The sequence below is a fragment of the Paenibacillus pasadenensis DSM 19293 genome, assembly GCF_000422485.1.
GTDB lineage: Bacteria > Bacillota > Bacilli > Paenibacillales > Paenibacillaceae > Paenibacillus_O > Paenibacillus_O pasadenensis.
In genome coordinates, this window is the sequence record NZ_KE383850.1 from 44,744 (window position 1) to 58,740 (window position 13,997).

General features: G+C 61.4%; 14 protein-coding genes. 10 read left to right on the forward strand and 4 right to left on the reverse strand.

Annotation, left to right across the window (positions count from 1 at the left end; all coding sequences use genetic code 11):
- Nucleotides 1-77: 77 nt before the first annotated feature.
- Both H582_RS31100 and H582_RS0115860 read right to left on the reverse strand, forming a co-directional pair.
- Entirely contained in the window at nt 78-482 is a 405-nt protein-coding gene (locus H582_RS31100; protein ID WP_084137364.1) for a type II toxin-antitoxin system death-on-curing family toxin, read from the reverse strand.
- On the reverse strand, nt 479-742 hold the full coding sequence (locus H582_RS0115860; RefSeq protein ID WP_028599308.1) for an AbrB/MazE/SpoVT family DNA-binding domain-containing protein: 264 nt from the start codon (nt 740-742) through the stop codon (nt 479-481). The genes H582_RS31100 and H582_RS0115860 overlap by 4 nt, the downstream gene beginning before the upstream one ends.
- 211 nt (nt 743-953) lie before the next feature.
- On the opposite strand from H582_RS0115860, the gene H582_RS0115865 reads away from it, so the two are divergent.
- From H582_RS0115865 to H582_RS0115885, 5 genes are all read left to right on the forward strand, one after another.
- Nucleotides 954-2,684, forward strand: coding sequence for a sensor histidine kinase (locus H582_RS0115865; protein ID WP_164820111.1), 1,731 nt, complete (start codon nt 954-956; stop codon nt 2,682-2,684).
- Complete coding sequence (locus tag H582_RS0115870) at nt 2,681-3,730, forward strand: response regulator (protein ID WP_028599310.1); 1,050 nt, start codon at nt 2,681-2,683, stop codon at nt 3,728-3,730. The genes H582_RS0115865 and H582_RS0115870 overlap by 4 nt, the downstream gene beginning before the upstream one ends.
- A 128-nt stretch (nt 3,731-3,858) precedes the next feature.
- Nucleotides 3,859-5,565, forward strand: coding sequence for an extracellular solute-binding protein (locus tag H582_RS0115875; protein WP_028599311.1), 1,707 nt, complete (start codon nt 3,859-3,861; stop codon nt 5,563-5,565).
- A 91-nt stretch (nt 5,566-5,656) separates the two neighbouring features.
- Complete coding sequence (locus H582_RS0115880) at nt 5,657-6,547, forward strand: ABC transporter permease (RefSeq protein ID WP_028599312.1); 891 nt, start codon at nt 5,657-5,659, stop codon at nt 6,545-6,547.
- A 14-nt stretch (nt 6,548-6,561) separates the two neighbouring features.
- The gene (locus H582_RS0115885; RefSeq protein ID WP_028599313.1) at nt 6,562-7,449 is read left to right on the forward strand and encodes a carbohydrate ABC transporter permease; all 888 of its coding nucleotides are present in this window, start codon (nt 6,562-6,564) and stop codon (nt 7,447-7,449) included.
- 9 nt (nt 7,450-7,458) lie between these two features.
- Here the strand turns inward: H582_RS0115885 and H582_RS33365 are convergent, their stop codons facing one another.
- Nucleotides 7,459-7,596, reverse strand: a complete 138-nt coding sequence (locus tag H582_RS33365; protein ID WP_373864110.1) for a winged helix-turn-helix transcriptional regulator — start codon at nt 7,594-7,596, stop codon at nt 7,459-7,461.
- Between the two features lie 37 nt (nt 7,597-7,633).
- Here H582_RS33365 and H582_RS27960 point away from each other — a divergent pair, with 37 nt between their 5' ends.
- The 4 genes from H582_RS27960 (at nt 7,634) to H582_RS0115910 (ending at nt 12,212) form a co-directional block, all read left to right on the forward strand.
- Nucleotides 7,634-8,257, forward strand: a complete 624-nt coding sequence (locus tag H582_RS27960; protein WP_043111463.1) for an NAD(P)H oxidoreductase — start codon at nt 7,634-7,636, stop codon at nt 8,255-8,257.
- A 298-nt stretch (nt 8,258-8,555) separates the two neighbouring features.
- Nucleotides 8,556-10,688 carry a pectate lyase family protein gene (locus H582_RS0115900; RefSeq protein ID WP_028599314.1) on the forward strand — a complete coding sequence of 711 codons (2,133 nt, stop codon included), beginning with the start codon at nt 8,556-8,558 and terminating at the stop codon, nt 10,686-10,688.
- Nucleotides 10,689-10,791: 103 nt separating this feature from the next.
- The gene (locus tag H582_RS0115905; RefSeq protein ID WP_028599315.1) at nt 10,792-11,634 is read left to right on the forward strand and encodes an aldo/keto reductase; all 843 of its coding nucleotides are present in this window, start codon (nt 10,792-10,794) and stop codon (nt 11,632-11,634) included.
- A gap of 131 nt (nt 11,635-11,765) precedes the next feature.
- Nucleotides 11,766-12,212, forward strand: coding sequence for an SRPBCC family protein (locus H582_RS0115910; protein WP_028599316.1), 447 nt, complete (start codon nt 11,766-11,768; stop codon nt 12,210-12,212).
- 104 nt (nt 12,213-12,316) lie between these two features.
- On the opposite strand, the gene H582_RS0115915 is transcribed toward H582_RS0115910, so the two are convergent.
- Nucleotides 12,317-12,673, reverse strand: coding sequence for a DUF2500 domain-containing protein (locus H582_RS0115915; RefSeq protein WP_028599317.1), 357 nt, complete (start codon nt 12,671-12,673; stop codon nt 12,317-12,319).
- 670 nt (nt 12,674-13,343) lie between these two features.
- Between H582_RS0115915 and H582_RS0115920 the strand changes: the two genes are divergently transcribed.
- A complete protein-coding gene (locus H582_RS0115920) occupies nt 13,344-13,955 on the forward strand; it encodes a YdhK family protein (protein ID WP_028599318.1) in 612 nt (203 codons plus the stop codon).
- Nucleotides 13,956-13,997 lie beyond the last annotated feature (42 nt).

Below are 13,997 nucleotides of genomic sequence, written 5' to 3' on the forward strand. Positions count from 1 at the left end.
AAGCCAAGGCTTTGAGGCACCCTCTGTAGCATTCGGAAGAGCCCTTCGCCGAGGGCTCTAAAGAACGATGAGTAAGATCATTCAGGCATTGGGACGCAATGCGCCTCGATGATTGCAGCTGCATGGTGACGGTCGAATCGATGATTGACCATATCCACCGTAAAATCCTCGGCTTCTTTTGCGTCCATTATAAATTGCTGTTGGTTGTAACGAAGAGAAATCACCATGGCCGTAAATGCCGTACGTTTATTCGCATTATGAAAGGGATGGTTTTGTCCAAGCGACTCGAACAAGGCTGCTGCATTATCGAAAATCGTTGGATAAGCATCTTGGCCCAAAACAGATGTTTGAGGACGATGAAAGGCTGACTCGAGCAATCCAGCTTCTTTGACGCCCACTTGTTCGCCCGGACTGTAAACCCGAATCATCGCTACATTAATGGCGATCGCTTCCGTGACTGAAAGATAGCGAATCGGAGTCATCTGTCCTTAAGTCCATGAAGCGTCTTGTCGTACTGCTCCATAACTTCGGATAGAGTATCCATGAAGTCTGCGCTGATTCCCTCAGGCAGAGAGACTTTGGTTGATTTCCTAATCTTGATTTCACCTGTAGCGGGACTCACTTCAATGCTGACCAGATCGCCCTGCTCCGCTCCGATCTGCTTCAGCGCTTCAGTCAGCGTCAAGCCAAGGCTGTTGCCGATTCGGGTCACTTTTCGTTCCATTTCAACCACCCTGTTCATGGAAATCCCTCCTTAGGAGTATATTCAACTGTTATAACAATTATACAACAATGGAATAGATGTTCAATGACAACGTCCCCAGTATCTCCCTGATCTCTCTGCCGTCCGCCAGGCAGGAGTTGCCGCGCGAACCGCGAATTCAAGGGTATCCTTTTCGCGAGGTGACGCCATGCTCGATCTGCGCCGGATGTTCGTCGAGGAAGACAGCAGGATGAGCCGGTGGTTCAGGTTCTCCTCCCTGCGCAAGCGGATCATGCTGTTTCTGATCGTCGGCTTCGCATGCTTCGCCATGCTGATGGCCGCGGTGTCCTACAATGCGATCTATACGATGCAGCGCGACAAGATCAAGACGTCCATGGCGTTCAATCTGTATCAGCAAAGCAGCAAGCTGAACCAGCTCTACAGCCATCTGCTCCAGGTCACGCAGCAGATGGCGCCGGAAGGCACGGTCGGCAACCTGACGGAGGCGTACCTCGCCGCGCCCGACTCCTACCGGCAGCTGCTCCTCTCGCGGGACATCGCCTACAATATCGGCCTGATCACCTTCTCCAACCCGTCCATGGAGCTGGTCATGTACTACGACGAGGCGAAAGGCCAGGCCTCCTACTCCAACCTCCCGCTTCGCGAAAGCTTCCATCTGAGCGCGCTGCCCGATGCGGCCGCCTCGGCAGGGATCGCCTATCAATCTCCCCATCTCTCGATGTGCCGGTTCAGCGACGATCAAGTCGTATCGGTGACGCGGGAAATCCGATTCTCCGACGGGACGGAGCGCGTCGTCTATGTCGAAGCCAGAGCCGAAATCATCACCGACATGAAAACGCTTACAGACAACTTGGACCTGCCGTACATCCTGCTCGTCGCCGATGCCGCGGGCAAGGTGACCTACAGCAGCGCTCCGAATGCCTACGCCGCCGGAGCGAGCCTGCAGCTGAACGGAGAATCCGGCATGACGGACGGCTACGTCTGGAACCGGGTACAGGGCGAGTACGGCTATGACCTGGCGCTGCTGCTTCCCGTATCGAGCTACAACCGCGAGCTGTATGCCTGGAAAAACCACATGCTCTGGATCGTCTGCGCCGCCCTGCTGACGATGCTCCTGCTCATGCTGCTGCTGCGCCGGCTGATCAATCGGCCGTTCCGCTTGATCGAGAAGGAAATGAAGACGTTCGGCAAAGGCTACATGGGCACCCGGACGGTCCATACGGGCATGCTGGAGTTCGACCGCATCTTCGACCAGTTCAACGTCATGAAGCGGCAGATCCAGCAGCTGATGATGGAGGCGGAGCAGAAGGAAAAGCGCCGGCATCAGCTGGAGCTGGAGAAGCTCGCCAGCCAGATCAACCCGCATTTTCTGATGAATACGCTGAACTCCATGCGCTGGCTGGCGGCGCTGCACAAGCAGGAGGAGATCGAGAAGTTCGCGGCGGCGCTGATCGCGCTGCTCAGCTACAACCTGGGCAAGTCGAATGAAGCGGCTACGCTGCGATCGGAGCTGCAGGTCATGGCGACGTACCTGGAGCTGCAGCAGATGCGCTATGACTTCGAGGTGAGGCTGGACGTCGAAGAGGGCTGTTATCTCGACTGTCCCGTCGCCCGCTTCATCCTGCAGCCGATCGTGGAAAACGCCGTCTGCCACGGCATCGACGACAACGGAAGGCTGGACATCGTCGTTCGTCCCGATCCGTCGACGGAGACGGTCGCCATCGTCATCCGCGACGACGGCAAGGGGCTGAGCCGCGAGACGCTGGAGCTGCTGCAGCGCGAGACGCCGGACGAGCGGCAGGCAGGATGGGGCATTGGCTTGCGCTATGTCCGCTCGATGCTGGAATCGTTCTACGGCTTCAAGGCGCGCCTGACGATCGAGGGCGGCCCGAACGAGGGCACGACGGTGACGCTGCTGCTGCCCTATTCCCTTCCCCAAGCAAAGGAGCGAGCGATATGATCCGGGTGCTGATCGTCGACGACGACAAGCTGGCGCGCAAGGGCTTGATCTCCATCCTGCCCTGGTCCCGGCATGGCATGACCGTAGTGGGCGAGGCGGCGAACGGCGCGAAGGCGCTGGAGTTCATGGAACGGCAGGAGGTGGATCTGCTGTTCGTCGACCTCTCCATGCCGGTCATGTCCGGCCTGGAGCTGCTGCGCATCGTCCAGAGCCGCTTCCCGGACGTGCGGTCGGTCGTGCTGTCTTTTCACGAGGAGTTCGAAAGCGTGCAGACGGCGTACCGGCTGGGCGTGCTGGACTATCTGTCGAAGGTCCGGCTGGAATCCGAGGACGACGAGCAGATCCTGCAGCGGATCGGCGAGCGGCTCGCAAGCGAGACGCCGCGCTCTGCTCCTGCCGCGGCTGCTCCCGGCAGCGTCCCTCTTCCCGCGGAGGAGGACTGGACCGCGCTCGAGGCTCAGTGGCGCTCGCTGCACTGGCTGTACAGCGAGGCGCTGTTCCAGCGCCTCTGCCAGCGGACGGCGGAGGCAGGCGTCTCCGTGCGCCGGCTGGCCGGGCTGTTTCCCCGCATCCTCGCGCCGCTGGAGAACGTCCATGCGCCGGACTTCGGGCGGCTGGCGGAAGCGGGCGACGTCGCCGCCGCCCTGCAGTGGATGCGCGACTGCCGCTCGGTGATCTACGCTCAGGTCGCGGCGGCCTCCGACGGCGCCACGACGATGGAGAGCATGCTGAAGGCCGTCCTGTTCATCCGGGAGCGGGCTACCGGCACGCTGCATGCCGAAGACGCGGCCGAGCATGTGCATATGAGCCGCAGCTACTTTTGCCAATGCTTCAAGAAGTGGACCGGCTCGACGTTCAACGAGTACTTGCGGCAGGAGCGGATCCGCGCCGCCGAGCGGCTGCTGTGCGAGACGAACCGCTCCATCGGCTGGATCGCCAATGCGGTCGGCTACAGCGATTCCAAATATTTCTCCCAGCTTTTTCACGAACAGACGTCGCTGCTGCCGTCGGAATTCCGCGCCCAGCACCACAAGGGGGAGGAATGATCGCTGCGGACGAAACATCTGACCGCCCCTGCCGCAGAGGCCGCCGAAAAAGGCGGCACAGCTCCCCGACTTTTGTGAAGCGCTTTCATATTACAATGGGAAAGCACCGATTCAAGGGGAGGGATCTTATGAAACGAACGATGGCCACGATGCTGGCCGCCTTCATGCTGGGGCTAAGCCTGACCGCCTGCTCATCTTCCAACTCGACGAATACGGACGCGCAGGCGCCCGCGGAATCGTCCGGCCCGGCGCTGTCGGGAGACGATCTGGCGTTCTACCGATTCCCGGAGCCGGTCGACGTCCATATCGGCATGCCGGTCGATCCGACCGACAAGACGCTGCCGGCGGGCGACAGCGTCAGCAACAACCAGTACACGCGCTACCTGAAGGAAAAGTACAACATCAACGTCATCGTGGACTGGACGGCGGCGACCGGCAACGACTTCAAGCAGAAGGTGAGCCTGACGATCGCCTCCGGCAAGCTACCGGACGGCATGGTCGTCGACGACCGCTCGTTCATGACGAAGGCGGCCAGCTCCGGCTTGCTCTACGACATCACCGACCTGTTCCAGCAATACCAGTCGACTCAGGTGAAGGACATCATGGAGAGCACCGGCGGCCGCGCCATGGATAACGCCAGCTACAAGGGCCGGATGGTCTCGCTGCCCAACATTACCGTTGACACCGACGGCGTCCACCTGCTCTGGATCCGCAAGGACTGGCTCGACAAGCTCGGGCTGCCGGTGCCGAAAACGCTGGCCGACATCGAGAAGACCGCCCAGGCGTTCAAGGACGGCAAGCTCGGCGGCGCGAACACGATCGGCATCGCCGGACCGTCGAAAAACACGTTCCCTTACGCTACCTTCCTCACCTCGTCCAACAACCTGGGAGGATTCGATCCGCTGTTCGGCGCGAAGGACGCCTACCCGGGGTACTGGCTCGACAACGGCGACGGCTCGGTGACGTACGGAACCTTGACGGAGCAGACCAAGGAAACGCTGGCGACGCTGGCCGACTGGTACAAAAAAGGGCTGATCGATCCCGAGGCCGGCACCCGCGACAACGTCGGCGATCCGATCAACGCGAACCAGACGGGCATCTTCTTCGGCCCTTGGTGGAGCGGCGGCTACGGCAACGGCGATTCGTTCAAGAACGATCCGACGGCCAACTGGCAGGCCTATCCCGTCTACACCGACGACGGCAAGTGGAACGCGCATATGAAGACGACCGGCAGCACCTATACGCTCATCAGCAAAAACGCCAAGCCCGATGTCGTCAAGGCGATCCTCATCATGAACAACGCGCTCGTCCGCGACGAGGCGACGTTCGACCTGTCGGTAGCGGTCGGCTGGTATCCGCTGCGCAACGTCATGGCAGCGGCCAACGAGACGGAGTACGAATACGCCGAGCTGCTCAAGGTGCTCAAGGGCGAGACGCAGGCCGAGGACTACAACGTGCCGAACAGCCTGTACAAGCTGATGTACGCCGACGCCAAAAAAGTGAAGGACGTCATCAAGCCGCCCTATGACGAGCTGAACGTCAGCAACTTCAATACGGCGAACTTCGGCGACTTCCAGCGCCTCTACTCGCTGCTGATCGGCGATCGTCCGTTCTCGACCGTGCCGATCGACAAAAAGGTGTTCAGCGTCACCTACAACCAGACGCCGACGATGGAGACGAAGTGGGCCAACCTCAAGAAGCTGGAGGACGAGACGGTGCTGAAAATCATTCTGGGCCAGGCGCCGATCGATTCCTTCGACAAGTTCGTGAAGGACTGGAAAGCTCAAGGCGGAGACGAGATCACGGCCGAGGTCGCCGAGCTGCTGAAAAAATAACGAGTCGCCGGCCAGCGGCTCCGGCTGCCTGCAAAAAGGCGGCCGGAGCCTGCGGCAAGCCGGCGAGTCCGTGAAGGGGGGATCGGCGGCCATGAGAAGAATGAACGTCGAGAAGCATTACTATCTGATGCTGCTGCCGGGGATGGTCTGGCTCGTCCTGTTCAGCATCGTGCCGATGGCCGGCATCGTGATGGCGTTCCAGAACTACAATCCGGGGGCGGGCCTGCTGAAGTCGCCGTGGGTCGGGCTGGACAACTTCCGGTACATGTTCCAGCTGAGCGACAGCCGGACGGTCATCGTCAATACGTTCATCATCGCCATCGGAAAAATCGTGCTCAATCTGATCATTCCGCTCGTCTTCGCGATCCTGCTGAACGAGCTTCGGCATCTGCGCTTCAAAAAGCTCGTGCAGACGGTCGCCTACCTGCCGCACTTCCTGTCCTGGGTCATCATGGCGACGATCGTCATCGGCATCTTCGGCTATTACGGCGTCGTCAACACGGTGCTCGGCATGTTCGGCGTGAGTCCGCAGCTGTTCATGGCGGATGCCGGCATCTTCCGCCAGCTGCTGGTCGGCACCGACGTGTGGAAGGAGTTCGGCTACAACGCCATCATCTACCTGGCGGCGCTGACCGGCATCAACCTCAACCTATACGAGGCGGCCGCGATCGACGGCGCCAGCCGCTGGCAGCTGATCCGGAACGTGACGCTGCCCGCGATGACGACGACGGTCGTCCTGCTCGGCGTGCTCAGCCTCGGCAACGTGCTCAACGCCGGGTTCGACCAGGTGTACAACCTGTACAATCCGCTCGTCTACTCGACCGGGGACATCCTCGACACGTGGGTATACCGCCTCGGCCTGCAGAACCTGCAATTCTCGCTGGCGACGGCGGCGGGACTGTTCAAGTCGGCCATCAGCTTCGTGCTGATCGTCGTCTCGTACCGGCTGGCCTACCGCTATGCGGATTACACGGTGTTCTAAGGGAGGGAGACGGCATGGTCCAAAGCAAGACATTCGGCTCGAGGGCGTTCGACGGCGCCAATTACGTGCTGCTCGCCCTTCTGCTGTTCAGCTGCCTGTATCCGCTCTGGTATACGTTCTGCGTATCGATCTCCGACAAGGCCGCCGCCAACGCGGGCCTCGTGACGATCTATCCGATCGGCTTCTCCTTGGCGTCCTACAAGGAAATTCTAGGCGACGCGCTGTTCTTCAACTCGTTCTGGATCTCCATCCAGCGCACCGTGCTCGGCACGGGGCTGTCGCTGTTCGTATCGGTGCTGATGGCTTACCCGCTAGCCAGGCCCTCCCGGGAATTCCGGCTGCGCAACGTGTTCATGTGGATCCTCGTGTTCTGCATGCTGTTCAGCGGCGGACTGATCCCGTGGTATCTGACCGTCCAGAGCTACGGCCTGATCAACTCGATCTGGGCGCTCGTGCTGGCCGGAGGCTTGCCGGTGTTCAACGTCATCCTCATCATGAACTTTTTCCGCAACCTGCCCAAGGAGCTGAACGAAGCCGCCGTCGTCGACGGCGCCGGCCCGTGGGCGATCCTGTTCCGCGTCTATCTGCCGTGCTCGATTCCCGTGCTGGCGGCCGTGGCGCTGTTCATCGGCGTGTACCATTGGAACGAGTTTTTCAACGGGCTCGTGCTGATGAACACCTCCGACAAGTACCCGCTGCAGACGTACATCCAGCAGCTGGTCGTCAACATCCCGACCGGGACGAACCTGACGCCCGACCAGTACAAGAAGCTGTCGGAGCTGTCCAACCGGACGCTGAACTCGGCCAAGGTGTTCATCGCGATGGTGCCGATGCTGATCGTCTATCCGTTCCTGCAGAAATATTTCGTGTCGGGCATCATGCTCGGAGCGGTGAAGGAGTAGGACTCGGTCCTACTCCTTTCTTTTCGTTTGAAAGTCGCCCCGAATGAACTTCTCTCCCCATTCGCATAGCTGGTCCAAAATGCCGCTGAGCGATTGTCCAAGCTCGGTCATCTCATAGACGACCCCTGATCTCATTATATGAATCATACTCTACCTATTCCAGATTTGGTCAGGAGGAGAGGCAATGGCTCAGAACGTACTGATTGTAACGGCCCATCCGAGAAGCGGCTCGCTTACGTTTGCGGTGACGGAGCGGTTCAAGCAAGGCCTGCTGGACGCAGGGCACTCGGCGGAGGTGCTCGATCTTCATCGCAGCGGCTTCGATCCGGTGCTGCGGGAGGAGGATGAGCCCGACTGGTCGAACGGGAGCAAGAAATACTCCGCCGAGGCGGAAGCGGAGATGGAGCGGATGAGGCGGCATGATGCGCTCGCCTACATCTTCCCCATCTGGTGGTATGGCCTGCCGGCCATGCTGAAGGGATATATCGACCGCGTCTGGAACTACGGCTTCGCTTACGGCGACTCCAAGCTTCCGCATCAGCGCGTGCTGTGGATCGGTCTGGCGGCGGCCACGCAGGAGCAGCTCCGGAAGAGGGGCTTTGACGAGATGCTCGGCCACCAGCTCAATGTCGGTCTGGCCCATTACTCCGGCATAGCCGAGTCCAGGCTAGAGATCCTGTACGATACGCTCAGCTCCGATCAAGCGTACATGGAGAAGCTGCTGGACGATGCGCATGAGCTGGGCGTCCATTATGACCAGTGGCATGCGGAGCATGCCGCGAGGTTCAAGGTCGGGACGGAAATCTGATGCGAAGCCATGAACCGGAACTTCCGGTTCATGGCTTTTGCGGTTATTCCGATAATCATCGACTCAGTTCTGCGATAGGAAGCGGCAAATCCCAGCAAATGATTGTTTCGCAACCTGGAGTCGGGAAGGTAAGGTGAAGGAGCTTTCGAGAGCTTCTGTCGGGAGCCGATTCTAGAGTCCGCATCCGGAGGGGAGAGGAGGACAAGCGAAGCGATTTATTGAAAGCGGTTGCATGCATTCGAGAACGGCAGCGAAGCGGCATCGGCCGAAATCCTGCATGAATTCAGGAGGGATTCCATTGAAGAAAAGAATCATCCGCTTGGCCTGCGTGGCTCTGGCGGCAGCGCTGCTGCTGACGATCCTGTCCGGCGGAAGGGCCGCCACGATCCATGCTGCCGGCCTGGCGATCACGAGCGCAGGGGGCTGGAACGAGACGGCCTATGTGGAATGGACGCCGGAGAGCGGGGCGACGGGCTACCAGGTCTACGTCAAGCCGGCCGGCGCCGCCGACGCCCAGTACCGCCAGCTCGACAACGAGCTGATCCGCCGCTACCCGTCCTATTGGCGGGCCGACGCCGTAGGGCTGGCCGCGGGATCGTATGTCCTGAAGGTCGAAGCGCTGCTGTCCGGCGGCGGAAGGACCAGCGTCGTCACCGGCGCGCTGCCGGTAGCGGCCCACGACCGCTCCGGATTCGCTTTTGCCCCGGGCTCGGCCTATGGCACCGGATCGGGCGCCTACAACGAGGACGGCACGCTCCGGGCAGGAGCGAAGGTGCTGTATGTCACCTCTGCGACGGCGCGGACGGTCGAGCTCGATGTCGTCACGAGCAGCTCCGGAGCGGTGCAGAAGGGCATCGGCATCGCCCAGATCATGGAGCTGAGGCAAAAAGGCTACGACAAGACGCCGCTGGCGGTCCGGATCGTCGGACAAATTACGGAGGGCGACATGAGCGGGCAGCTGAACGGCAGCGGCTACCTGCAGGTCAAGGGGAAAGCCGACTACGCCGAGCTGAACCTGACGATCGAAGGCATCGGGAAAGACGCCTCTGCCTACGGCTGGGGACTGCTGCTGCGTTCCGTCGGCAACGTCGAGGTCCGCAACATCGGCTGGATGCTGTTCCCCGACGACGGCATCTCGCTCGACACCGGCAACGCGAACGTGTGGGTGCATCATAACGATCTGTTCTACGGCAAGGCCGGCAGCGATGCCGATCAGGCCAAGGGCGACGGCTCGACCGATCTCAAGAAGGGCTCGACGCACATTACAATCTCGTACAACCACTATTGGGACTCCGGGAAAGCCTCCCTCGTCGGCTTGAGCGAGACGGCGGAATTCTTCGCCACCTTCCACCACAACTGGTTCGATCATTCCGACTCCCGCCATCCGCGCATCCGCGTCGCCTCCGTCCATATCTACAACAACTTCTTCGACGGAATCTCCAAGTACGGCGTAGGCGTGACGACGGGGGCTTCGGCCTTCGTCGAAGCGAACTATTTCCGGCACGCCAAGCATCCGATGCTGAGCTCGCTGCAAGGCACCGACGCGCTTGGAGAAGGCACGTTCTCGGGCGAGAACGGCGGCATGATCAAGGCGTACGGCAACATCGTCGTCGACGCCGAGAGCTTGATCTACGCCAACTCCGACGCGGGCACGGCTCCGGCCCATGCCTCCTCGTTCGACGCTTATCTCGCATCGGCGCGGAGCGAGGCGGTTCCGGCAGCCTACAAGGCGCTCAAGGGCGGCACGCCGTACAACAACTTCGATACCCGGATCGCGACCGGAGCCGACGCCTCCGACGTCGATCCCGCCGGCCAGGTCGAGGCGATCGTGACGGCAGAGGCCGGACGCCTCGGCGGCGGCGACTTCGCGTGGACGTTCAACGATGCGGCGGATGATACGTCCTATGCGGTCCTTGCGCCGCTGATGGCCAAGATCGTCTCGTATCGGACGCAGCTCGTCTCGGTCGGAGGGAACGCGAGCCCGGCCACCCCGACCCCATCTCCGACCGCGAGTCCGACGGCGGCTCCAACGGCTACGCCAACGGCCACGCCGACGCCGACGTCCGGACCGACCGCGACTCCTGGTGCAGGAGTCCGCGTGCATAACTTTACGGCCGACGGCCTGACCAGCTCCTTCTTCGCGATTCAGGGCAGCCTGTCGTCGACGAAGGGCACGGTGATCTACGACGGCCTGACGCTGACGAGCTGCTTGAAGATGGAAAGCTCGACCTCGATCTCGTTCACGGCCGCGACGGCTTCGACGCTGACGCTCGTCTTCAATTCGCCCGACGGGACGAAGGTCAATATCGACGGCGCGGCGCATGCGATGACGAACGGGACCGTCAGCGTCGCCCTGTCCGCGGGCGCGCACAGCATCTCGAAAAACGCGGTCGCCAACCTGTACTACATGAAGCTGGTTCCTTCTTCGTGACGGAAGCCGGCTGCACGAGCATGCCAAAGCCATGGACCGGTTCCGGTCCATGGCTTTTCGGGTATATACTAGATTCAGAAACGGAAAAAGGGAGGCGATAGACATGCAAGAGACGATTCCGCAGCGAGAACTCAACGACGGCCTCAAGGTACCTGCCATCGGGCTTGGCACGTACAGCCTGCGGGGAGCCGAAGGCGCGAAGGCGATCGCCGGGGCGATCGACATCGGCTACCGGCTGCTCGATTCGGCGTTCAACTACGAGAACGAGGGGGCGCTTGGCCAGGCGGTGCGCCTAAGCTCCGTGCCGCGGGAGGAGCTGCGCCTCTGCTCCAAGCTGCCGGGCCGCCGCCATGCCTACAAGGAGGCGCTGCTGACGGTCGAGGAGTCGCTCTATCGATCCGGCCTCGACTATTACGACCTTTATCTGATCCACTGGCCGAATCCGAAGCGGGACCGCTACGTCGAGGCTTGGCAGGCGCTGATCGAGGCGAAGAAAAGAGGGCATGTCCGCTCCATCGGCGTGTGCAACTTCCTGCCGGAGCATCTCGATCGGCTCGTCGCCGAGACGGGCGTCGCCCCGAGCCTGAATCAGGTGGAGCTGCATCCGCTCTTCCACCAGCCGGAGCAGCGGGCCAAGGATGCCGAGCTCGGCATCGTGACGGAGTCGTGGAGCCCGCTCGGCCGCGACCATGACCTCGCCGGGCTGGAGCCGATCCGCAGCATCGCGGAGCAGGTCGGCAAGACGCCGACGCAGGTCGTGCTGCGCTGGCATGTGCAGCTCGGAGCGCTGCCGATTCCCAAAGCCGGCTCGGCCGAGCATCAGCGGGAAAATCTGGCGATCTTCGACTTCGAGCTGTCGGCGCAGCAGATGGAGGCGATCGGTACTCTCCATCGGCCGGACGGATGGCTGTGGGGCCAAGGCCCGGCGGAATACGAGGAATTCTGAGTCAGTGCGGCAGCTTGACGCGGGCGGCAGCGCTGTGTTAAACAGATGATAGCGCTTTCCATCTGTCATGCAACAGCTGCAGAGGCGAGGGAAGCCGGGAACCAACATGCCGACGGAAGGATGGATTCACCATGCCAAGCGGAACGCATCGCAGCGAGGTCAAGGCCAGTCTGGAGCAGGTCCAAGCCTTCATCCGCGATCCCGACCGATGGGAGCCGCTCATGCCGGGCTACATCAAGCACGAGATCGTCAGCGCGCGGGAGTCGGTCTGGACGTTCAAGGCCGATCTGGGCTTCACGAAAAAAGCCGTCGAGCTGAAGCTCGAGCTGGAGGAGGAAGCGGACCCGAGCCGGGTCGCCTTCCGCCTGACCGGCCTCTCCGATCCCGTCGAGGGCAGCGGCAGCTTCGAGGCTGCGGCCGCAGGCGCGGCGGCGAGCCTCGTCGGCAGCCTCGACATCAGCGGCAAGGGGCTCATGGCGATGATGATGAACAGCGTCATGAAGGAGTTCGTGCCGCGCGCGGTCGAGCAGCTGACCGCAGCGACGGCGGCCGCCATCGAGGAGCGGGCGGCAAGCTGACGCGAACGAAGCCGATCGGAAGAAAGAGAAAGACAGCCTACCCCGATGAGAGGGGCAGGCTGTCTTTTTGCGTTGGAATGGCCGATCGCAAGGGGTCTGCCTGGTCAGCTGCGCTCGAAGGCGACGATCCATTCGCCTTGCGTCTGCGCGTAGCCGACATCGCCCTCGGCGACAAGGCCGTACAGCTTTTTGACTTCGAGGAATTCCTTGCGCTCGCCGTTCTCGAACTCCAACGTGATGTAGTAGTCCGTGCGCGAGGAGCCCGACGTATGGAACTGATTGTCCGGGCCGTGGGAATGGCCGGAGCTATGATGTACTTCCATCCGCTTGGAGACGATGCGGGCGTGGACGGATTCGCGCGGCGAGCTGGCGTTCTGCGCGTAGCGGACGCCGCGCGCGATCATCGTGACGATGACGATGACGAACACGATGCCGATCAGCACCGGCACGAGCGTGAACATGAAGTTGAAGCCGGAGCCGGGACCGGCGACGGGGCCGAAGCCTCCATGCGAACCGAAGCTGGCTGGGGAGCCGAAGTCGATCTCCGGCGAGAAGCCGCTGTCGGGCTCGAAGCTGATGCGGGAGTCCGGTCCGAACTCGGGGCCAAAGCTCATTTCCATCTGCAGCGCCTCCTTTGGGATGATTGCTTCTAGGTGAGACGCAACGAGCAGGAGTGAAGTTTCAGAAATAGTTAAAAATGGATAAATGGAAATCTACACGGCATCTTCACAACCTCTCGGTACAGTAGAGGCAGGGCGAGGCGTCGGCGAAAATGGCCATCCAAGGCACAAATGTGTCTTGGACGGGGTTGGGCAGCGACGGAGTTGGCCAACCAAGGCACAAATGTGCCTTGGATGGGGTTGGGCAGCGATGGATTTGGCCAACCAAGGCACAAATGTGCCTTGGATGGGGTTGGGCAGCGACGGAATTGGCCATCCAAGGCACAAATGTGCCTTGGATGGGGTTGGGCAGCGACGGAATTGGCCATCCAAGGCACAAATGTGCCTTGGATGGCCGGCGGGGCAGTCGTCCGTATCGAGACTAGAGCGGATCGAGTACTGGAACGGCAAGGAAAAGGAGATACTTGCCTCTAGAAGAGCCTAGACAAGAAGCGAAGGAGGCGGCAGAAGCATGAGACGGATCGGAAAAGGACTGGCTGCGGCCGCAGTGCTGGCGGTCGTATTGGCCGGCTGCGGAGCCAAGAACGGAGGACATGAGGCCATGAACGTGGAAAACCACGGAGCGGCGAGCAATGCGGAGGGAAACACGGCGGCGCCGGGCGGGGAAGCGGCGAATTCCGCCCATGAAGGCATGCACCATGGCTCGGACGAGCTCCCGGACGACATGGTGGCGGCGCAAAACCCGGCATTCCCGGTCGGCAGCCGAGCCAAGCTGCAGGCCGGCCATATGCCGGGCATGGAAGGCGCGGAGGCGACGATCGCAGGCGCCTATGCGACGACGGTTTATTCCGTGTCCTACACGCCGACGACCGGCGGGGAACGGGTGACGAACCACGAGTGGGTCGTGCATGAGGAAATCGACGGCGCCGGTTCCGAGCCGTACAAGCCCGGCGACGAGGTCGTGCTGGATGCCGAGCATATGGCCGGCATGGACGGCGCCGTGGCGACGATCGATACGGCGGAGCAGACAACGGTGTACGCCGTGGACTATGTCCCTGTGGACGGCGGCGAGCCCGTCAAGAACCATAGGTGGGTGACGGAGAGCGAGTTGAAGGCGGAGTAGGCTACGGCGAAATGGATTGTATTGCAGCACTCGGCTCTGGGA